Raw genomic sequence first — 21,470 nt, forward strand, 5'->3', positions numbered from 1 at the left:
GATCGAGTTGACATTTTTTCATAAAAGAAAATACATATTGTCATTTTAATATCTGCCTAATTGTTGCACATTGAAAGAAAATCGGAATAACAAACAGAAATACCGAAAAAGGAATTTTTCGGAAAGAAGGACAAGGGTGAAGCAAAGCGCTCACACCCAAAATAAAAATAGGAAGATTCATGCAAAATGATCAAAACAGCAGATCCGGACTCGGACTGTTAAGTTATATATGGAACAACTGGATCTCGACCTTTATCGTTCTGCTTTTACTGCTGTTGACTTTAATCATTGGCACGGGCGAAATGATTCATGGCCAATTATTGCGTACAGGTGAAAAGCTGTATGGCAATGAAGCGATTGGGATGCAGTACTCGTTTTTACGCGCTGAACCTGTTGCGCCTGATTGTGATCGTCATCCGAATGTTGATGCAATGGTGCAGACCCAAATGAAGCAAAATGCAAATGATGAGTTTGCAGATATCTTCGGTAGTGCCTCTGAGTCTGATGTACGTGCATCAATCATGGCGGGTGTGCAGCAGTGTGAAGAAAAATTCCAATTTTATGACAAAGCTAAAAAATATTTGGATGATCATCCAAGTATTCGTACTTATCGTGCAGTTGAAACAACATTCTTCGGTATTTTCAAATTCGGTTCTGAAAACCGTGTCTTGATTTTATTGTTGATGGTTTTAGTCTCTGCAATTACTGCATCAATAAAATTCCACCATATTGGTCTACGTGCACCAACAACCAAATTAGATTACCGTGTATACGCGTTGTTTATGGCGATAGGTAATGGTTTATTAACTTTCTCTGTATATAGCCAATTTAATTCGGTTTTAAATTCAGGGGTGAAATCGACCACTGAAACCTTAGCTGTCTATTGGTTGTGGTTGGCGCTATTTGGTTTAGTTATGCTGATCAGTATTTTCCAGTTCTTTAAAACCCCAGCGGTAAAAGAACAAGGCCCAGGGAATATTGGTTTTGCATTACTGAGTGTACCACTGTATGCCTATATGGCCATTATTACAGGCGTAGCATTTACTTTCTTCATGGACTATCCAATGGGGCAAGGGATTTATTTGGGACAGTTGGTTGAGTTCTCAGGTATTTTCTTAAACCTAGCGTTATTCATTTGGGCAGGTATGTTACTCACGCAAACACGGGTGATGGATCTGTTCTTGGGGATTTTACGCCCATGGAACTTGGCCCCTGAAACACTGACTTGGTTAATTTTGATTGCAGCTGCTATTCCAACAGCTTATACAGGTGCATCTGGTATCTTCGTTGTGGCTGCGGGTGCCATTATTTATAAAGAAGTTTGGAATTCTGGCTCACGTCGTCAATTTGCTTTGGCCGTGTCTGCAATGTCGGGCTCGCTCGGCGTGGTGATTCGTCCATGTTTATTAATTATCTTGATTTCAATGCTAGACAGTCGTCATGTCACTTCAGATGAGCTATTTGATCATGGTATTTATGTATTCTGGTTAACTGCATTTATTTTCTTAGGCATTTCTTTGTTCTTGGCGGAAACACGTTTCCGTGTGAATTCACCGAAAGTTGCAATTCCAGGCATGCTTCGCGCATTTATTCCAGTCATTCCATATATTGTGATCACATTGATTGTGATTGCATTCTATAAATATGGTCTAGACACCAAGATGGATGAGTTCACTGCACCTGTAGTGTTACCAATTATTTTAATTGCTTACATTATGTTTGACCGTTGGTTTGCGGATCGTTTTACTCCAACACCTGTCGATCAACATGCACATTTGGCAGAACAGCATGCTCAAAGCTCAACATTTATGCGTGAGCATGATGGACAGCGTCGTGGCTTTGGTAGCTCGATTTGGTTTGCATCATCAGAAACAGTTGGTCATATTGGTGCGCTGATTATCCTTATGGCACTCTCTGCAAGTGTAGGTGGCTTAATTGAACGTACTGAAGTTGTAGAACTATTACCGACACATTTGGGCAATATCTATATTTCCTTAGCCTTTATTGCATTGCTATTGGCAATTATTGGTATGACCACAGACCCATTTGGTGCGGTTATTTTGGTTGCGGCAACAGTTGCACCTGTAGCGTATGAAAATGGCATTCATCCAATCCATTTCTGGATGATTGTACTGGTTGCATTCGAGTTAGGTTATGTCTCACCACCTGTTGCGCTGAATCATTTGCTGACACGATTGTCGGTTGGTGATGATGAGGTTCGTGAAGCGGATGCCGAAGCAAAAGCGATGTACACCAATTTCTACTATCGTTATGAACGTTGGATCTTACCAATTTTGGTGTTGTTCCCATCATTACTGATCGTGACTTATGCGCCGTATGTATTGAAGTTATTTGGCTGGTACAAGTAATAGCATAAAAAAATGCACCTTCGGGTGCATTTTTTTATGGGAGATAGACATTTAAACGTTTTTATTTTAGCGACGTGCCTTCAACCACTGCGGTCGTTTGAATAAAGGATTACAGAGGACAATTGCCATAAAAATAAATGCAAATCCAATTAGACTATAAAGATCTGGAAGCTCATGCCACATGAAGTAACCCCAAGCACCCGCAAAAATAATCGCAATATAATTGACTGGTCCAATTTCGCCAGCAGGTGCGAGTTTATAGGCATTCGACATAAAGAGTTGACTGATATTGGCCAATAGCCCAGCACAAATGAGGTACATTAATTCAGTGAATGTATATAGACGCCATGACCAAAACATTGGAATGGCTGAAATGAGCGTGCCAAAAAAGCAAAAATAAAACACGATGCGTTCAGGTGGTTCAGTTGCTGTAAGGGCGCGTACGGTCACAAAGGCCATGGCTGCTAAAAAACTTGCACCTAAACCAATGAGCGACAATTGATTGAACATGCCAGAATCTGGCTTTGCAACGCACAGTACCCCAATGAGTCCGACCAATGCCGCAATCAGCATTTTTGCAGTGATTTGCTCTTTGAGAAATAACCATGCAATTAAAGGAATAAAAATGGGGGATGAATACGTAAACACCATCGCATTGGATAGTTTTAAATGGGCAATTGCATAGAAAAAACCATACATTGCGATCAGCCCGACTATGGAGCGCCAAGTGTGCATCCAGAGTTTTTGAGTTTTAAAAAAGCCAGTACCTTTTTTGAGGATAAGGGGAAGGAAAATGAATAGGCCTACTACATTGCGAAAAAATACAATCGTGGCATTGTCTACACTCTGTGAGGCTAAACGAATACAGACGCCCATAATTGAAAATAAAAAGGCGGACAGCATTAAAAAGCCAATTGCTTTAACGGTGGTATTGGATGAGGGGAGTGAAGACATAAATAATAGGCCAGAAAATCTGATGATATTCTAGCCTGATTTAGATGCAAAACTAAGTATTGAATGACTTAGTGTTCTTGTGCCAGTTGTTGCTCAAGTAGCTTAAGTTGCTCTTCTTTTAATTTAATCAGCTGATCAGCATCAGCATGCTGTGCCTTTAGGGTCTTTTCTTGCTCTGCGAGTTGTTCTTGCAAATCGGCAAGCCGTGCCTGTTCCTCTTTTGCTAAAGAAGCATTTTCAGGAATAGGCGCTGTTAAAATATCGTCAGTGACCAGCGGCTTTGACTGAGTTGCATGATTCGCTTCTACTGCACTTGCTTCTTGAAGGTTGATTTCAGAAGCAGCGGTTTCTTCAGTGCTTGCCTCACTTGTTGGCTGATTTGAGGCTTCGCTCGCAACCGTATCATAAACTGGCGCTAGCTCTTCTACTGGAGAAGTGAACCACTGATAAGCAAAAAAAAGCGCAACCAGTACGCCGAGTCCCCCAATAATCCCGATTAAAAGTTTCGGGCTATTTCTTTGATCTTCTGCCATACATAGACCTAAATTGTTATTTTGGCTGACGAGGTTTGAATTGAATGACACCAATTTCATCGGGCACTGCCGGAGTCTCAGGCTCTTCTACATGCGTCGGACGGTTTTCGGTATAACCGCAATCAATGCATTCAATCCATTCATCATCATTTGAGCTAAGCATGACAACACGGTCCATCGCTTGACACTTCGGACATTTGGCGCCAGCAATAAATCGGCGTTTAATGGTCATCATACTTACCTACTATAAAATTAAGGTCCTTAGTTTAAGAGTTTATGAAGCGTTCGTCCAACCTTGGTGACGAAGCAGTGCATCTATTTTCGGCTCGCGTCCACGGAAATTGACAAAAGCGTCGAGTGCAGCATCTTTTCCACCGACAGCTAAAATGGCTTTACGGAAATCATGCCCTGTTTGCGTATTGAAAATGCCTTCTTTTTCGAAGCGATCAAAAGCGTCACTGGCTAAAACTTCAGCCCATTTGTATGAGTAATAACCTGCAGCATAACCACCTGCAAAAATGTGGCTAAAGCCGTGTTGGAAACGGTTATAGGCAACAGTTGGCACTACAGCAAATTGGCGACGAATTTGATCTAATTCTGCCTGAATTTGAGTGGCATTGAGTGCAGGTGTTCGGCTGTGAATGTTGAGATCAAATAGAGCAAATTCAATTTGACGCAGTGTTTGCATACCCGATTGGAAAAACCGTGCATTCAGTAATGCTTGAAGTAAATCAGCGGGTAGGGCTTGCTTGGTTTCGATATGTTCACTCAGTAGGTCTAGACTTTCTGTATCCCATGTCCAAAACTCCATAAACTGACTTGGTAATTCAACAGCATCCCATGCCACACCATGAGTACCAGCCACAGAGATATTATCGACCTCGGTTAGCATGTGATGTAAACCATGGCCAAATTCATGGAATAAGGTGTTCACTTCATCATGTGTTAATAATGCAGGCTGATCACCTACAGGTGGGGTGAAGTTACACACCATATAGCAAATTGGCTTTTGTAGGCCATGCTCGGTTTGCATACGTGAACGGAAACCACTCATCCATGCGCCACCACGTTTGCCTGTACGTGCATAAAGGTCAAAGTAAAAACCACCAATTACAGTGCCTTGATCTTCAAGTTCAAAATAACGTGCATCTGGATGCCATACAGGTGCTTCGCGCTCGACAACCTGTACGCCGTATAAGCGGTTGACAATGCTAAATAGGCCTTGCAAGATTTTAGGCGCAGGGAAGTAGGGTTTAAGTGCTTCTTGTGACAGATTAAACTGTTGCATTTTGAGCTTTTCTGAGTAGAAGCCTGTATCCCAAGGTTGTAAGTCTTGAATACCATCTGCGCTGGCAATGCTTTTTAGTTCTGCAACTTCTTTGAGTGCAGGCTGGCGTGCATGTTCTGCAAGGTCAACTAAAAATTGATGTACTGTTTCTACATTGGGTGCCATTTTGCTGGCCAGTGAGAGTTCGGCATAATTGCTAAAACCCAAGAGCTGTGCCATTTCCTGACGTAAACTTAGAATTTCTTCCATCACTGGCGTGTTATCAAATTCAGATGCATTGGCTTGGTCTGAAGCGCGGGTGGTGTAAGCCTTATAAATTTGCTCACGCAGTCCACGGTCTTCAGCATAGGTCATAATCGCCAAATAAGAGGGAATATCTAAAGTTGCTGCAGGCTGTTGCAATTCACGCTGCTGACCGTATTGTTTTAGCAATTCCACGCTACTGTCTGGTAAGCCTTTAAGCTGTGCATCTTCTAAAGGAAGTACAAAAGCTTGGGTTGCATCTAGTACATGATTGGAAAAGTCTGATGATAATTGTGATAAACGTGCAGAAATATCAGCATAGCGCTTTTTAGCATCACCTTCTAAAGCCACGCCTGAGAGTTTAAAGTCTCGTAGAGATAACTTGATCGCACTTTGCTGTGCGGCAGGGAGTGTTTCAAACAAGGCACCGTCACGTACGTGCTGATAAGTTTGATACAACACGGTATGTTGGCCTAGAGCGGTATAGTATTCACTGAGTGCTGGCAATAGCGACTGATAAACTTCACGTGTTTCTGCATTGTTCATGACTGCATTGAGGTGTGATAGTACGCCCCATGCTTCACTCATATTATTTTCTAGGGTATCGATCTGTTCGAGTACAGCTAATTGTTGCTGAATACTGTCTGGAACTGCAGTTAATTCATCTAAAAAGGTTTGGCCTGATTGAATCGCTTGCTCAATTTGTGTTTTAAGTTGATCTAAAGTGATTTGATCGAATTGTGGAACAGGCAAAGTTGCCTTTTCTAATGTCATTGTGAAATGCCGTAGTAATTTCTGATGTTATAAGTAGATGTAGGGGTTTGAAATAAATAAATCAAGGCTTTGTGGCTATTTATTCTGTGTTGGTTTGACAATTTGGATGGATTCGATCTTTTGGATGTAAGTGCCAAAGTGCCCCTGAATGACAGATACCTTCATGAACAGATTTTGATTTTTGTAGTGTTCATATTCATCTGCACTGATTCGAAATATACGAGTAGAGTCATAAGGTGTTTGGATGGAATGGTAGACACTTCCTTTTTTACCATGTCCTTTGACAGCACTTGCTTCAACGGTCACAACAGTCGGTGTACCTAACAGTACGGTATGCAGTAGAGGGGGATAAAACACAAAATTTAAATAAAAAATCAAAACAGCAAAAAGAGGCAGTAGCAGTAAGAAATAGAATTTTGGTCTGTTCTGTACATTTTTCCATGTACGTGGAATGACCCATTCACCTTGTCGATGAAGCACATAAAAGTAGAGCAAAATCACAAAATAAATGAATATGGCTAAAATGAAAGCACATATTTTGACGTGATCCTTTGGGGTGAAATCTAAACTAAAAATGGCAAAGAGCGCTGTGATGGTCAGTAAGAAAAATGCGAACAACACATAATTGTGATAATCATATTTCGAGAGCTTCTGTGGATTCATTATTTTTAAGTAACTTATTTTTTATATGAATATATTAAAAGAAAAAGAGCGCCGAAGCGCTCTTTGGATTAAATATTTTACTGACAATCAGGATCTACGACATAACTGGTTTGCGCAAATTTTTGCCAAGAACCTGTCGCTGCACCATCTACAACGAGAATAGAGATAATTCCCCAGTCAATTAAGAGACCTAAAAGTGTCGTTGGATCAAAACTTTTTTGCGGTGTAATGGCTGTTGTTTTACAGCCTTGCTTCTCTGCTTTGATGACATAATTTTCTTTTTTCTTGAATGTATAAACAGCTTGGTTTTTGCCCATATACTCTTCATTGACATAAAGCTTAGCATCTGTGTCATTACTTCTAATATTAATGGTTTGGCTTGAACCATTAAACATCGTCGCACAACCTGTACTGAAAAGCATGCTGGCGATGAGTAGTGAAGTTGAAATTTTTTTTCATATATTACCCCCTAGTAAAGTGCTAAAAGATAGCGTTTTCAAAAGATTAGTCAAGCTTAGTAGACCAAAGAGTCAATAAAAAAGAGCGCCGAAGCGCTCTTTTAAATCCAAGTAAAAATTACTCAGTCTTTGCTTTCGCATTTGACTTTTTCTTTTTTAATTTGGTCTTTTTCTTTACTTTATCTTTAGCCTTTGCTTCAGATTTTGTTGCAGATTTTTTAGCAGGCTTTTTGCCGTAGGTGCTGGGTTTTGATTTTGACTTTTTCTTTCGAATGGGACGTTCTCCGTCTTCACTCAACGCAGGCGCTTCGTGGTTCTTCGGACGTTCGCTAAAAACTTCCTCTTTCGCTTCGCGTACCACTTTAGGCTTAGTCACACGTGGTGCTTTGCTGCGAATCGGGCGACCAGCATGGCTCAGCTGTTGAATCAGTTCAAAGTCGATTTTACGTTCTTCAAGATTAACACCAGCCACTTTAATACGAACTTCATCGCCTAAACTAAAGCTTTGGCCACGGTTTTGGCCTACTAAGCTTTGACTTGATTGATCAAACACAAAGAAGTCATCACCCAATTGGCTCACGTGTACCATACCATCGACATAAAGGTCTTTGAGGGTTACGAATAAACCAAATTCAGCCACTGCAGAAATCGTACCGACAAACTCTGCGCCTAAATGTTGTTGCATATAATGACATTTTAGCCATGTTGTTACAGAGCGCGATGCTTCATCTGCACGACGTTCAGTAGCAGAGAAGTGCTGACCTGCATCATCCAATGAGGCACCTGAAAGTGGATACTTTTTGTGTGTGAGACTGGCTTTAATTGCGCGGTGCAACAGTAAGTCAGGGTAACGACGAATTGGTGAAGTGAAATGCGTATACGCCTCATAAGCTAGACCATAATGACCTGCATTTTTCGCGCCGTAATAAGCTTGCATCATCGAACGTAATAACACGGCATGAATGCTTGGTGCATCAATACGGTCTTTGGTCGCTTCAATCACTGCTTGATAGTCAGCTTGTGTGGGTTGCTCAGGGAACTTAAGACCCAATAACTTCACAAAATCACGGACTTTTTGAATGCGTGAAAACTCTGGTGGCTCATGTACACGGTAAAGCATTGGTACTTCATTTTTTAATGCATATTCAGCCGCAGCTACGTTGGCCAATAACATGCATTCTTCAATCAGTTTATGTGCATCATTACGTGTACGCGGTAAAATTTCATTAATACCGCCAAGCTCGTCAAAGGTCATGTAGGTTTCGACAGTTTCGAATTCCATTGCATGGCGTTGCGCGCGTAGATCTTTTAATACATGATAAAGCTGGAATAAAGTGTTGAGCGATTTACGCACATTACGATCTTCAGGCACCGCCTGACTATCGCCATCAAAATATTGTGCCACTTGGGTGTAGGTTAAACGTGCTTTAGAGTGCATCACCGAAGGGTAGAACTCGTAACTGGTCACACGGCCTGCACGTGAAAGGTTCAGGTCACACACCATACACAAACGGTCGACATTTGGATTCAGTGAGCACAAACCATTGGACAGTGCTTCAGGAAGCATTGGCAAGACAAAATGCGGGAAGTACACAGAAGTACCACGCGCTTGTGCTTCGTCATCCAAAGGCTTACCAATACGCACATAATGGCTCACATCGGCAATCGCAACCACTACACGGTAGCCACCACCTGGACGTTTTTCGGCATAAACGGCATCGTCAAAGTCACGTGCATCTTCACCATCAATAGTCACTAATGGTAAATCGCGTAGGTCAATACGGCCTTCACGGTCTTTTGCAGATGGCTCTTTAAAACTTTCTGCTTCTTTTACAACTTCTTCTGGGAATTCGTAAGGTAAACCAAATTCTAAAATAGTTTGGGGAATAATAATTTCGGTATCGGCTTTATCGGCCATAGACTGAATGATATGACCCGTCGCAAATTCTTCTTTGGTAGGGTAGTCGTCAATTTCAACACGGACTGAATCGCCTAATTTTACTTTGGCATGCTCAATCAGTTCTTTTTCTAAGGTAATCGGCTGATGCGCATTTGGATTAGACGGTTGAATAAAGTATTCACCATCGTGGATTGAGACTTTACCAATAATTTGTTTAACGCGACGCTCTACAACTTCAGTAATAAAGCCCCATGCTTTACCTTTGCGATCAACTGAAGTCTGACGTACTTTAACGCGGTCACCATTAAAGACCTGACGTAATTCACGCTCAGGCAATAAAAGGTCGTCTTCACCTTTAATATTGGCACTGCCCATACCTTTTGAGTTGACATAAACCGTCGCATCATGAGTCGGCTGTTCAGTGGCCAATTGAAACTTAAATCCATCTTTCATTAATTGCCCATCACGCACCATTGCAATGAGGCGATGGCTTAGGGCATCAATGCTTTTTTGATCGGCAATTTCAAAATGCTCAACCAAGTCTGCATGTGACAACGGCGCACGCTGTTCAATAATGTCTAAAATGAGCGTACGGCTCGGAATCGGATTTTCGTAACGTTCGGCTTCAGCTTTTGCTTCAGGATCGACCCAATTTTTCATAATGTCTTTGGCTTCATGTCAGAAGATAGGTTTAGCATAAGTCATGCGACAGCAGACTGCACGTAAATGATTGCAATATTGTGTGTTTGACAGGCATTTTATAACGAATGCTGAATTAATGTGCTTAATGTGGCATTTTTAAAGTGATTTTTGGGCTTAAATTTGAAAAATTGTATAAAAAATATTTAATTGAACGAAAATATGAAAAAAAGTGGGGGATAGTGCTTGCACGTATGGGGTTAAATTTGTATTATGGCGCCACGTTACGGTGAGATGGGTGAGTGGCTGAAACCACATCCCTGCTAAGGATGCATACGGGCAACTGTATCGAGGGTTCGAATCCCTCTCTCACCGCCAACTTTACTTATGTCGCGCCCATAGCTCAGCTGGATAGAGCACTTGGCTACGAACTAAGGGGTCGGGAGTTCGAATCTCTCTGGGCGCACCAATAAGTAAAGTACATAACGCAGTCTTTTAAGACGACACAAGTGAAGCGCCCATAGCTCAGCTGGATAGAGCACTTGGCTACGAACTAAGGGGTCGGGAGTTCGAATCTCTCTGGGCGCACCAACTTGAACAATGAACCGCATTTATTGCGGTTTTTTTGTGCCTGCTATTTATGCATCTAAACTCTTGTCTGTATGTTGGTCGCAGGAGCGTAAACTAAAAGTCAGTTCAAAAGCCAGATTCACTACTATTTTAGCATCAAGCATAATCACCAAGAATATAGAGCTTTGAGAATTGAGCATAGGCGTTTAATCCTGCTGTATGTTTTAAGCTGAGACTTTAAATCCACCGCTGCATTGTGTGCGGTTTTATGATTAGAATCGTGCTTAGTCACGAAGCAAAACCAAAAACTGCTTAAACACTAAGTATTGCTACTACACTCAAAACCAATTTTAGGGCTAAAACCACAGTGAATCCCAAAGTATAAAATCATTTAAATTTGCTTGGTTTTTAATAGAATAAAGCTATTAATGCCTAATAACTAGGCAGTTGATCGTGTTAATACAAATTAGGGCTTAACAAAGCTGAAATTTCACGTATAATGCACCACATCAAGATGTCGCGCCCATAGCTCAGCTGGATAGAGCACTTGGCTACGAACTAAGGGGTCGGGAGTTCGAATCTCTCTGGGCGCACCAACTTGATTTAAATTGAAAAAACCGCATTTATTGCGGTTTTTTTGTGTCTGAATTATTTAAAATAACTCTAAATAAAATTCAAAATTTAAGTGCCAGCCTTTTGTTTTACTTTCAGCACAAAAACCGTATTGCCCCCTAAAGCAGGTAGCATATCGGAATAAGGCATGCTTCGCATGGCACGTAATAAAAATGGGGCATCCTGATCAATTTTCATTGCACTGGTCACACTTAATAACGTTCCTTGATTCATTGGCGTCAACTGCATGCCACCGCGGACAAATTTTAAATCGCCACCATTGGCATAAAATTCATTTTGCCAATCTGTGGCGTAGTTAAAGCGCATTTTAAAATCAAAAGGAATGTTAATGACACCGAGGCCCACCGAGATCTTATAGCTCGCATCCATTTGCTTATTATCTAGTTTACGGACACGGACTTGCTTAATTTGATTGGGGAATAATTGTTGATAGCTATTAGGTGTGAGCCATTGCTGAAGCTGGGCAGGGCTATGGGCATAGTACTGATAGCTGGTACTAAAACGTAATTTCTCTGTGCCGTGTGGGTAGGGCACATTTTTGGCCGTGAGCACAAAACTGACAGGCTCTTGTGAGTTTTGGCTGAGCTGTGCCACTTTGAGTTGTTCATTTCGGTCTAAGCCGACGGTGGGGAATACACCAGTGCCTAAAGGCTGTGCTTGGCTGGTCTTAAAGCGTTTTTGTAAGGATTCGAGCAAAAATGCATTGGTACCCGCAGGTATGCCAAGCTTTGCATCGGGTATGGCATTCAAAATTTTACTAAATAAAAAACCTTTGGGTTGGCTTAAGTCTCCCCATTGCGTGAGGGTTACTAAGGTCTGATTCGGCGCGAGTTCAAACCATTCAATTTTACCCGCCGCGTATGGCACGGGTGCATCCAAAATCAGCGTGGAAATGCTATTGGCATCGGCCTGATGCTGCATAAGTACTGTTTCACGGAAATTCAGCACAGGAATAGGCGTTGGAATATGAATATTGTATTTAACTTGGCTAATGGAGCCTTGTTGCTCAACCACTTTGGCCGATTTAAGTGTTGGAAATAAGCCTGCATAATTGGTGTAGTTGAGCAGTAAACGGCTGACTTGCTGGACATTGGCTGGAATCACCACCGAAGCACTGTAGTATTTCCCCGTCGTTTTTTTGCCTGCTGGCATGGTGGGTAATTGTATGGACTGCGTAGGATGCGCATAAATCAAAATGCGCTCTCCTGTGAGTGAAGCTAAGGCTTGAAGATCATGATTAAATTCAGTTAATGCACTTGGAATTTGAGCTTTCCAAGGCAAAATTTTTGCAGATACATTTCCTGCAAAGATAAGACTCGTCAGCATCAGCCATGTTTTTATTTGAATCTGCTGCATAGGACATCCTGTAATATGCATTTTTTATTTGTTGGCAGTTTTAGCGCATTTTAAAGCAAAAGAACAGCGCCGAAGTGTGTATTTCTGATGCTAAAAAGAATAAGAAATCACCCTATTCTGGTGTAATATCTAGTTCAATTTATATTTTAAAATATGTATGTGAGCAGATGTCAGAGACTCAACCCGCATTGTCGTTACGTTACACCTTGAATTTAGAAGAATCTCAAGATGGTTTTGCCTTGGCTACTTTTGGTAAGAAGCAGTTCACACGCTTTATTACGCCATTGATTAGCATTGGTATTATTATTTGGGGTTTTTCTTTAGGTTTCAGTGGTGTAGGTCGCTATTACGTGGCTTTAGGCGCATTCTTTTTAATCATGCAATTGCTCATGCGCTATTGGTTTTTACCAATGATGTTTAAGCGTCAGTTTATTAAGTATCAATTTGGTAAGAGTGAGCAAGGCATTGATCTGTATCAAGATCATGGTGAAATTTTTGCCAATGAGCGTAAAAATATTTTCAACTATGCCGAAGTCGCAACTTTTGCCTCAGGTAAACTGACGTATATGTTGGAAATGAAAAACCGTACAGTGGTGATTATTCCTAAGCGCGCGTTTAGCAATCCAGCTGATCAAAGCATTTTTGAAAATACATTTAAGAAATAATTGAGCTTAAAACAGAAGGGAAGATCATGACTACACGTCCATCAAAAATTATATGTGTCGGCCGCAGCTATGCTGATCATGCAAAAGAGTTAGGAAATGCAGTACCTGATCGTCCTGTTTTGTTTATGAAGCCACCGAGTGCTTTATCTGCTTTAGATGCTGGCATTGACTGGAATAAAACCCTGGGTAGTTGTCATTACGAGTGTGAGTTGACTTTGCGTATTGGGCAAACTTTAAAAGCAGAAACTGATCCACAAAAGGCATTGCAAGCGGTAGATGCGGTAACTTTAGGTTTGGATTTAACTTTGCGTGATTTGCAAGATGATTTGAAAAAGAAAGGTCAGCCTTGGGAACGTGCAAAAGCGTATGACGGTTCATGCATGTTGGCAGATTGGGTAGATGTTTCATCGGTTGTCAGTGACTGGAAAGATGTGCATTACACTTTGCAAGTTAATGATGAACTCCGTCAAAAGGGTGATACGGCATTGCTGATTTTTGATGTAGGAACGTTGCTGGCAGACATTAGCCAAGTGTTTACCTTAGAAGCTGGTGATGTTGTGATGACAGGAACACCTGCAGGTGTCGCGGCCTTACAGGCTGGTGATCAGTTGAGTATGACTTTACAGGGTCAGCAACAAGATTATGTTTGGACGACCTTTGTAAAGTAATTGAATTCATCAAAAGGGACTGTAGAGACAGTCCTTTTTTTATGTCTGCGTGAATGTAAGGCACAGCGAAATTTACTTTAGAACAGTTAATTTGAGCAAACAGAGAGCGGTTTTTATCTGGAAAATTTTTTACGAAACTGATCGGGGCTAATATGCATCCAGCGTTTAAACATATTAATAAAAGCAGATGCATTGGCATAACCTAAGTCGAAGGCAATACTTTCTACCGTATGACCTCGGTTCAGTAAGCTCATGGCCTTAATCACTTTTAGGCGCTGGCGCCACTCATGCAATGACATGCCTAATTCTTTTTGACTGAGTCGGGCAAGGGTACGCTCAGTCATATTGTATTGTTTGGCAAGTATAGCCAAAGACAGATGATTGGCAGGGGCTTGGTGTAAATAATTGAGTAAGGCTTGCAGTGTTGGATGCTCAGAATGAGGCAAATAACTGCTGACCAATTGGGCATGTTTGAGTTGGTCAACCAGTACAGTGAGTAAGCGTTGGTGTTCGGCGTTGGATACAGCATTTGGTGTTTGTCTTAAATGTTCAAATAGGGCAGAAACCAAAGGTGAGCTCAGTAAAATACCTGCTTGTTGGGGTAAGTCCTGACATAGGCTTTCATGGATATACAGTGTGCCATGAGACACCGCCGTACGATTTAAGCCACTGTGTTTGACGTTTGGAGGCAACCAAATGCCGTGTGGTGGTGGGGTGATATAATCAATTTGATCAATATTGAGTTCCATAATGCCGTCAAAGGCATAAATAAACTCACCCCATGCATGGCCATGTGTGGGGTAAATGGATTGCGCTGGGTCATCTCGGAAGCTAATCCAAAGTGCAGCGTCTATATGGTCATTGGTTTTGAGTTGCATGCCCAAAGGGCGTGATGCATTAGTGCGATTTGGCATGTTGGAAATTGCCTGAATTCAATAATGACTTGTCTGTTTTAAACTATATATTTGATTTGTGACAGGGCTATAGTAGCAGGCTCTTTTAGTTTTGAGCAATGGCCGTGGAACAGCGTAAAGCACTCGATGCACAAGCATCGGGTTGGATGATTTTATTGTGTATGATTTGGGGAATTCAGCAGGTCGTGCTGAAGTGGGCCGCGCCCGATATTAGCCCAATTATGCAAATTGCGCTTCGTTCAGGTTTATCCGTTCTGTTGGTGATTCCACTACTTCGTCTGAAGCACTTTTCAGATTTATATCATAAAGACTATCTGCTTCCTGGTCTGTGGCTGGCTATTTTATTTTCAGCCGAATTTCTTTTTGTGGCTGAAGCGCTACGCTATACCACGGCTTCACATACGGTTACATTGGAAATTGCCAGCAGAACAATTGAATTTGATTCAATGGGGCGGTATTTTCCTCGCTTTTTCAGGCGTTGTGTTGTTCTTTATGGGGCGTGGTGACACAGCAGGTGATTTAACACATGCGCTTTGGGGAGATTTTTTGGCCCTAATGGCGGGTATGATGTGGGCTTTAACCACCATTTCATTACGCTTAACAAAATTGGCAGATGCGCCAGCAACTCAAACTTTGTTTTATCAATTGCTGGGTAGTTTTTTAATTTTACTCCCATTGGCATATATCACAGGCCAAAGTGCGATTCATTGGAGTTGGGTGGTTTTGGGGAGCACATTATTTAATGTGCTGATCATGTCGTTTTTTAGCCTCATGCTGTGGTTTTGGTTATTACGCCAATATTTGGCCAATAGCTTAGGGGTATTTTCATTTCTTACGCCTATTTTTGGCATGCTGTTTGGTGTGGTTTTTTTGCATGAACAGGTTGAGCTGAATTTTCTGATGGGTACGGGCTTTGTGATGTTGGGTGTGATGACTGTGAGTTTGCATCGCCAAATTGCACGTACATGGGCGCATATTCATTTTATAAAATAAGCCAGCTTGGTCTGCTCAGGTGCTTCAACGCCTCATTCAAGCGCTATCTGCTCGGAAGTATTTGATCTATCTATAAAAGCTCGCGTGATAAGAAATTAAAAAGTCAATGTTGACTCGTGTTTTTTAGGTACGACAATGTTACTGTGTTGAGGTTTAGAGCAACGAGTAGACGGTGTGCAAGAACGTCAGGCATTGGATGCCAAAGCTTCATCAATCATGTTTGGCTTATGCATATTGTGGGGTTTGCAACAGATTGTTGTGAAATTGGCTGCAGCAGATATTTCACCGCTGATGCAAATGGCACTGCGTTCAGGTTTATCTGCATTGCTGGTTTTTCCACTGATTAAGTTGGCACAGGGGCAGTCTTTGTGGTCACGCCAGTATTGGTTTTCAGGGACTTTGGTTGCTGTTTTATTTGCCACAGAGTTTTGCTTATTGGCCGAAGCCTTACGCTTTACGACAGCCTCACATACGGTTGTTTTGTTATATACAGCGCCTATCTTTGTGGCATTGGGCTTACATTGGAAATTACCCGCAGAACGTCTGACTTGGAAACAGTGGAGCGGTATTGCAATTGCATTTTTAGGCATTGTGACCACCTTTTTGGGAGGTGAGCGTGAATCATCAATGCAAAGCTTAAGTCATGTGATTTTGGGTGACTTACTGGCCCTATGCGCTGGTATATTTTGGGCCTCCACAACGCTTGCCGTGCGATTAACAAATTTGTCTGAAGCACCTGCTACACAAACTTTGTTTTATCAATTATTCGGTGGCTTTATTTGCTTGCTACCTATGACATTTATATTGGGACAAAGCGAAATCCGTTGGTCGATGCTGACTCTCACGAGTCTACTGTTTCATGCAGTATTGATTTCATTTGCAAGCTATTTAATTTGGTTTTGGTTGCTTAAAAAATATTTAGCTTCACGTTTAGGGGTCTTTTCTTTTTTAACCCCTCTATTTGGTATTCTGTTTGGTGTAGTTATTTTAAATGAGCCTTTAGAACGCGCCTTTATTATTGGTACCAGTATGGTAATGCTTGGCGTGCTGATTGTGAGTTTATCTGGGCGCGCAAAACAGCCAAGTTGCTAAAAAGTGATGTAAAGCTACGAAATAATCAAAAAGCCTCAATCCATGAGGCTTTTTGATTCAATAGGCTGAGTATTTATTTAGATTCCAAAATCGTCGATAACGGAATGGCCAATTTAGCCGCTAAATAATCATCGGACTCAATCAAAGCTGGGCCAATTTTTTCCATCCATTCATCATCTGCATGAATATTGCCAATATCTTTACGATGTGGCAGTGGATAAGGAAGCTGTGAGTAAAAAGTCCAAAAATCAATTTGTGCCAGATTACGTGCGAGTACAAAGTTATTGGTATCTGTACGGGTAATCAAATTTTGTTTTTCGAGTAATTTGACATAGCTCGGCCAGCGACCAATTTCATCACGACCTAACACTTCCAAAGCTTCGGACTCACTAACGCTCAGACCAACTTTTTGCTTTTGATAGAACAGCTCGAGCAGATCCAGCAACATAATTACTGGATGGCGTTTGCGGTCACGACTTGCATCGGCATCAAAGGCGGTAAGTGCATAACTGATTTCTACCCCCAACAACACGATATTCCAAGATAAAAAAATCCACAGCAGGAAAATAGGAATCGCTGCAAATGCACCATAAATGAGTTCATAGCTGGTGAAGTTACTCATTACAAACCCAAATAGATTTTTGAGGAGTTCAAATACGGTTGCGCTAAATAAGCCTGCAATTAAGGCTGCTTTTAGAGGTACATTCCGATTGGGAATGGTCCAATTTAAGATGAAAAATCCTAAAATGGTTAAACCAAATGAGATGAGCCACAATATAAACTCACCATCAAGTTCATAGCCTGCAAAGTTATTGTTAAGAACATTTAGCGAGGCCATGGTAGACGAAATGACAAATGCGCTGCCCAACAAGATTGGGCCTAGTGAAATAATGGTCCAGTAGCGCATAAAGCCTAAAATACCACCACGGGTTTCGGTTACACGCCAAATGCGGTTAAACACAGTTTCAATGCTGGTCAACATCATCACGGTAGTGATGAATAAAAATAGAATACCAATAACGGTTAAATTACTCGATTTATCAGTGAATGCATTGAGTGCTTTATCAAAGGCAATGGTTGTTTTAGGTAAAAAATTACTATAAATCAGTTGCTGGAGCTGTTGGCGCGCAGGTTCAAGTGCTTTAATGGAAGAGATAATCACCAAAAATACTGTCAGCATCGGCACGACAGCAAACAGCGTGGTATAGGTCAAAGAACCTGCTTGTTCACGACAACGATCGGCTTCAAAACGCCGTATAACGAATAAAACAAACTGAAACCATTTTTTGTCATAAAAGGGAAGTTTCTTGAAATATTCGGCAATCATAAATTACAGCCTCAATTGTTCTAATCATCATTTTTCAATATTCGGCTCTAAGCTTAACCAAAAACTGGACAAAATACCGTATAGTTTATTTTTTAATTACACCGCCTAAATCACCATGCAACCTTATATTTTAGTTCTGTATTACAGTAAAAATGGCGCAACCAAAGAAATGGCACACTTGATTGCAAATGGTATTGAGTCTACAGGCATGCAAGTAAAAATTCGCACAGTTCCTCAATTGTCCACCGTGGTGACTGTAGCTGCAGCCAGCATTCCAGAAGAAGGGGATATTTATTGTAGCTTGGATGATTTGGCCAATTGTGCTGGGTTGGCTTTGGGTTCACCAACCCGTTTTGGCAATATGGCATCGGAAATGAAATACTTCCTCGATCAAACCACCAGCCTTTGGTTAAATGGCGCATTGCATGGCAAGCCTGCGTGTGTCTTTACGTCGTCAGGTTCAATGCATGGTGGTCAAGAAAGCACGCTGTTAACTATGCTTCCACCATTATTCCACCACGGCATGATGATTTTAGGCTTAAGCAATTCAGCCCCAGCGCTGTCGAATACGAAAACTGGTGGTACGCCGTATGGGGCAAGTCATGTGAGTGGGCCACGTCATGATTTATCTATCAGTCAAGATGAAAAAATCTTGTGTGAAGAGCAAGGTAAACGTTTGGCACAAGTAGTACAAAAGCTGGTGGGCTAAAACCTATAACTTTGCCTGTTTGAATGATAAGCAGGCAAAGTTATCGCTATAAAAGTAGCAGTTATATTCGTAAAAATTTAAGTATAAAAACAAAATATCTCATTGTTATAGATTGAAATATACCTATTTTGAGGGATGTAAAAAGACGACTAGATCACATTTAATACACATGCTTTTTATACTTATCTATGCAAGCCGATTGGCTTTTCGCATATTTTTAAATTTGGGGTCTTTTTATGTGGTCTTCTTCTCTTCGGTTTACTTTGAGTGTTCTTTTAACTTTCACAGTTTCTTCTGCTTCATTTGCAATGAGTGTATTACATAGTTTTGAATTTCCGCCTGAAAAAAAGCAACAAACAACTACACAACAGCCAGTGACGACGCAGGCTGAAACACCGCATGCAACAGCGAGCAGTGTGAAAAAATAACCCAAAAGCGCTCTTTGAGCGCTTTTTTATGGGTGTACGCGTTATTCTTTGTTAATTTGCACAGCATGCTGTACAGCAAAACGGTGTTTACAGGCATTGCATTGATAGTCGAGGAAGATATTTTTATCGACTATTTGACCTGCTTTTTTACCAACACGATGTCCTAAAAAGCCACCTGTTACGCCTATACTAATTGCACCCACGAATGTACCAATTGTTGCACCCATAATTACACCCAAAGGCCCAGCTGTTACGCCGCCAATGGCTGCGCCTATAGATGCCCCTGAGGCTGCGCCTCCGACTGTACCAGCAGCAGTGCCTGCGCCACTAAGTAAAACGCCACCAATTTTTTGTAGGGTTTGTTCGTGATTACGTGCTTCGACGTCGTTTGAAGCGCATTTTGGGCATTGTACAGTGGGAAGTTCATTCATAGTGTTGAGCTCATTCATTCTTGAGAGTGTGATCTAGATCCATCTACACAATCGTATTGATTTCAGTTGTTATTAAAACAGGTTTTTCACTGACTTATGCTGACCTAAACGACCAAATTTATATTCAGCAATTTTGTAATATTAAATTAATTTCTGAGATTTAGTTGTGATAAAAAATGATTTCAGCTGAAAACTGAAACTCGCTAAGGTGTGCAGTATAAATTTTTCAAGAATATATTGGATACTACATGAAAAAAATTCTGGCATCTGTTGCTGCGATCAGTTTAAGTTTGGGGTTGATTGCTTGTGATCAAAAAAATAAAACGACGAATAAAGAACAAGTTTCAGAACAATCTTTAAAGCAATTGAATATTGGCTATCAAAAAGCAGCACTCAAATTAATTGTGGCTAAAAAGACACAAGCTTTTGAGCAAGCATTTCCAAATGTAAAAGTTGAATGGAAGGAATTTCCTGCGGGACCACAAACTTTAGAGGCACTCAATGTAGGCGCAATTGATTTTGGTTATACAGGGGATACGCCTGTTATTTTTGCCTTATCTGCAAATAAACCCATTGATTATTTAGGTTATGAAATTAACTCTAAAAGTTCACATGATTTGTTAGTGCCTAAAAACAGCACAATTCAAAATTTAGCAGACTTAAAGGGCAAGCGTATTGCTTTAACTAAGGGCTCAAGTGCGCATTATTTCGTGGCACAGGTTTTAAATAAAGCCAATTTGTCTTGGCAAGATATTCAGCCTATTTGGTTAACACCTGCAGATGCACGAGCAGCTTTAGATAAAGGTTCAATTGATGCGTGGGCTGTATGGGATCCGTATGCAAGTGCTGCTGCGCTAAAAGGGGATACCCGCGTTATTTTTGATTCGTCACAATTACATTCAGTTTATAGTTTTTATTTGTCTACACCACAATTTTTAAAAGCACATCCAAAAGATGCTCAAAAAATTGTTGATACATTAAATGCAACAGATGAATGGATTAAAGCACATCCACAAGAAGCGATTCAAATTTTGGCAGAAAGCACAGGCATTGATCGTACCGTGGCTGAAAAAGTACTTTCCAAGCGCCCAGATACGGTTCAAACCTATTATTTGAATGACGCTGTGATAAAAGATCAGCAAAAAATTGCAGACCTATTCTCCGAATTAAAGTTAATTCCAAATCCTGTACAAATTAACGAACATGTTTGGAAAAAACAGTAATTGTAAATGTAAAAAAAGCGCCAGATGGCGCTTTTTTTTTATGGTCTTTGAATTAGTCACGAACAAATTCAACAGTACCATTGCTCAAAGATTTAACACGTGCCAATGATTCAACACGGTAACCTTTTTCAAGCAAAATATCGCGACCTGGTTGGAATGATTTTTCAATCACAATACCAATACCAACAACAGATGCTTCGGCTTGATGAATTAAGTCAGCAAGACCTAATGCTGCTTGGCCATTTGCCAAGAAGTCATCAATCACTAAAACTTTGTCTGTAGCATAGATATGTTTTTTAGAGATCGCAATGGTGCTTTCAATTTGTTTAGTGAAAGAGAATACTTTTGAGCGGTATAAATCATCTTTTAAAGTTAAAGATTGATATTTACGTGCAAAAATAACTGGAACACCAAGCTCTAAACCAGCCATCACTGCAGGTGCAATACCTGAAGCTTCAATCGTAATAATTTTAGTAATGCCCGCATCTTTAAATAAGCGTGCAAATTCTTGACCAATTTGCTGCATCATTACGGGGTCAATTTGGTGGTTTAAGAAAGAATCGACTTTCAAAACTTCATCAGATAGAACGATACCTTCGGCTAAGATTTTCTGTTCTAGTGCATGCACGGGAGAATCCTC

Annotated in this window: 19 protein-coding genes, 4 tRNA genes and 1 pseudogene; 12 read left to right on the plus strand and 12 right to left on the minus strand. The window is 40.9% G+C overall.

Translation table 11 applies throughout. The annotated features are described in order from the left end of the window. Positions 1-179 precede the first annotated feature (179 nt). Complete coding sequence (locus HYG93_RS01335) at positions 180-2,369, plus strand: TRAP transporter large permease subunit (protein ID WP_178961686.1); 2,190 nt, start codon at positions 180-182, stop codon at positions 2,367-2,369. 66 nt (positions 2,370-2,435) lie between these two features. Here the strand turns inward: HYG93_RS01335 and HYG93_RS01340 are convergent, their stop codons facing one another. From HYG93_RS01340 to rnr, 7 genes are all read right to left on the minus strand, one after another. Next, the gene (locus HYG93_RS01340) at positions 2,436-3,323 is read right to left on the minus strand and encodes a DMT family transporter (protein WP_106984055.1); all 888 of its coding nucleotides are present in this window, start codon (positions 3,321-3,323) and stop codon (positions 2,436-2,438) included. A gap of 68 nt (positions 3,324-3,391) precedes the next feature. Further along, positions 3,392-3,856, minus strand: a complete 465-nt coding sequence (locus tag HYG93_RS01345; protein ID WP_106984056.1) for a hypothetical protein — start codon at positions 3,854-3,856, stop codon at positions 3,392-3,394. A 16-nt stretch (positions 3,857-3,872) separates the two neighbouring features. Next, on the minus strand, positions 3,873-4,082 hold the full coding sequence (locus HYG93_RS01350) for a YheV family putative zinc ribbon protein (protein WP_171356348.1): 210 nt from the start codon (positions 4,080-4,082) through the stop codon (positions 3,873-3,875). A 48-nt stretch (positions 4,083-4,130) separates the two neighbouring features. After that, a complete protein-coding gene (locus HYG93_RS01355; RefSeq protein WP_178961688.1) occupies positions 4,131-6,161 on the minus strand; it encodes a M3 family metallopeptidase in 2,031 nt (676 codons plus the stop codon). Between the two features lie 75 nt (positions 6,162-6,236). Next, on the minus strand, positions 6,237-6,641 hold the full coding sequence (locus HYG93_RS01360; RefSeq protein WP_227865848.1) for a hypothetical protein: 405 nt from the start codon (positions 6,639-6,641) through the stop codon (positions 6,237-6,239). Between the two features lie 260 nt (positions 6,642-6,901). Then, positions 6,902-7,246, minus strand: a complete 345-nt coding sequence (locus HYG93_RS01365; RefSeq protein ID WP_106984060.1) for a hypothetical protein — start codon at positions 7,244-7,246, stop codon at positions 6,902-6,904. Between the two features lie 154 nt (positions 7,247-7,400). Next, positions 7,401-9,845, minus strand: a complete 2,445-nt coding sequence (gene rnr / locus HYG93_RS01370; RefSeq protein ID WP_178961704.1) for a ribonuclease R — start codon at positions 9,843-9,845, stop codon at positions 7,401-7,403. Between the two features lie 264 nt (positions 9,846-10,109). Here rnr and HYG93_RS01375 point away from each other — a divergent pair. From HYG93_RS01375 to HYG93_RS01390, 4 genes are all read left to right on the plus strand, one after another. Beyond that, positions 10,110-10,199 (plus strand) — tRNA-Ser (locus tag HYG93_RS01375). A gap of 14 nt (positions 10,200-10,213) precedes the next feature. Continuing rightward, positions 10,214-10,290 (plus strand) — tRNA-Arg (locus HYG93_RS01380). Positions 10,291-10,335: 45 nt separating this feature from the next. Next, positions 10,336-10,412, plus strand: a tRNA-Arg gene (locus HYG93_RS01385). 498 nt (positions 10,413-10,910) lie between these two features. Continuing rightward, positions 10,911-10,987 (plus strand) — tRNA-Arg (locus HYG93_RS01390). Between the two features lie 85 nt (positions 10,988-11,072). On the opposite strand, the gene HYG93_RS01395 is transcribed toward HYG93_RS01390, so the two are convergent. Next, positions 11,073-12,350 carry an SRPBCC family protein gene (locus tag HYG93_RS01395; protein WP_256733375.1) on the minus strand — a complete coding sequence of 426 codons (1,278 nt, stop codon included), beginning with the start codon at positions 12,348-12,350 and terminating at the stop codon, positions 11,073-11,075. Positions 12,351-12,547: 197 nt separating this feature from the next. Here HYG93_RS01395 and HYG93_RS01400 point away from each other — a divergent pair, with 197 nt between their 5' ends. Together HYG93_RS01400 and HYG93_RS01405 are read left to right on the plus strand one after the other, a co-directional pair. Further along, on the plus strand, positions 12,548-13,045 hold the full coding sequence (locus HYG93_RS01400) for a YcxB family protein (RefSeq protein ID WP_106984063.1): 498 nt from the start codon (positions 12,548-12,550) through the stop codon (positions 13,043-13,045). Between the two features lie 26 nt (positions 13,046-13,071). Beyond that, positions 13,072-13,713 carry a fumarylacetoacetate hydrolase family protein gene (locus HYG93_RS01405; RefSeq protein WP_106984064.1) on the plus strand — a complete coding sequence of 214 codons (642 nt, stop codon included), beginning with the start codon at positions 13,072-13,074 and terminating at the stop codon, positions 13,711-13,713. Between the two features lie 113 nt (positions 13,714-13,826). Here the strand turns inward: HYG93_RS01405 and HYG93_RS01410 are convergent, their stop codons facing one another. Then, entirely contained in the window at positions 13,827-14,627 is an 801-nt protein-coding gene (locus HYG93_RS01410; protein ID WP_218646739.1) for a helix-turn-helix transcriptional regulator, read from the minus strand. Positions 14,628-14,731: 104 nt separating this feature from the next. Between HYG93_RS01410 and HYG93_RS01415 the strand changes: the two are divergent. Together HYG93_RS01415 and HYG93_RS01420 are read left to right on the plus strand one after the other, a co-directional pair. Continuing rightward, positions 14,732-15,620 (plus strand): annotated as a pseudogene (locus tag HYG93_RS01415) (DMT family transporter). 174 nt (positions 15,621-15,794) lie between these two features. After that, a complete protein-coding gene (locus HYG93_RS01420; RefSeq protein WP_178961694.1) occupies positions 15,795-16,712 on the plus strand; it encodes a DMT family transporter in 918 nt (305 codons plus the stop codon). A gap of 73 nt (positions 16,713-16,785) precedes the next feature. Here HYG93_RS01420 and HYG93_RS01425 read toward each other — a convergent pair whose 3' ends face one another. Then, a complete protein-coding gene (locus HYG93_RS01425; protein ID WP_106984066.1) occupies positions 16,786-18,039 on the minus strand; it encodes a YihY family inner membrane protein in 1,254 nt (417 codons plus the stop codon). Positions 18,040-18,154: 115 nt separating this feature from the next. Here HYG93_RS01425 and wrbA point away from each other — a divergent pair, with 115 nt between their 5' ends. Together wrbA and HYG93_RS01435 are read left to right on the plus strand one after the other, a co-directional pair. Further along, a complete protein-coding gene (wrbA, locus tag HYG93_RS01430; RefSeq protein ID WP_117007449.1) occupies positions 18,155-18,748 on the plus strand; it encodes an NAD(P)H:quinone oxidoreductase in 594 nt (197 codons plus the stop codon). A gap of 236 nt (positions 18,749-18,984) precedes the next feature. After that, positions 18,985-19,176, plus strand: a complete 192-nt coding sequence (locus HYG93_RS01435; protein WP_178961696.1) for a hypothetical protein — start codon at positions 18,985-18,987, stop codon at positions 19,174-19,176. A gap of 41 nt (positions 19,177-19,217) precedes the next feature. Here the strand turns inward: HYG93_RS01435 and HYG93_RS01440 are convergent, their stop codons facing one another. Further along, positions 19,218-19,607: a hypothetical protein gene (locus tag HYG93_RS01440; protein ID WP_117007467.1), complete on the minus strand. Its 390-nt coding sequence runs from the start codon at positions 19,605-19,607 to the stop codon at positions 19,218-19,220. A gap of 248 nt (positions 19,608-19,855) precedes the next feature. Between HYG93_RS01440 and HYG93_RS01445 the strand changes: the two genes are divergently transcribed. After that, positions 19,856-20,830, plus strand: a complete 975-nt coding sequence (locus HYG93_RS01445; protein ID WP_121594491.1) for an aliphatic sulfonate ABC transporter substrate-binding protein — start codon at positions 19,856-19,858, stop codon at positions 20,828-20,830. A 52-nt stretch (positions 20,831-20,882) separates the two neighbouring features. Here HYG93_RS01445 and HYG93_RS01450 read toward each other — a convergent pair whose 3' ends face one another. Next, positions 20,883-21,458 carry a xanthine phosphoribosyltransferase gene (locus HYG93_RS01450; RefSeq protein WP_106984071.1) on the minus strand — a complete coding sequence of 192 codons (576 nt, stop codon included), beginning with the start codon at positions 21,456-21,458 and terminating at the stop codon, positions 20,883-20,885. Positions 21,459-21,470 lie beyond the last annotated feature (12 nt).

Origin of the sequence: Acinetobacter sp. SwsAc6 (assembly GCF_013391565.1) — a bacterium.
GTDB lineage: Bacteria > Pseudomonadota > Gammaproteobacteria > Pseudomonadales > Moraxellaceae > Acinetobacter > Acinetobacter cumulans.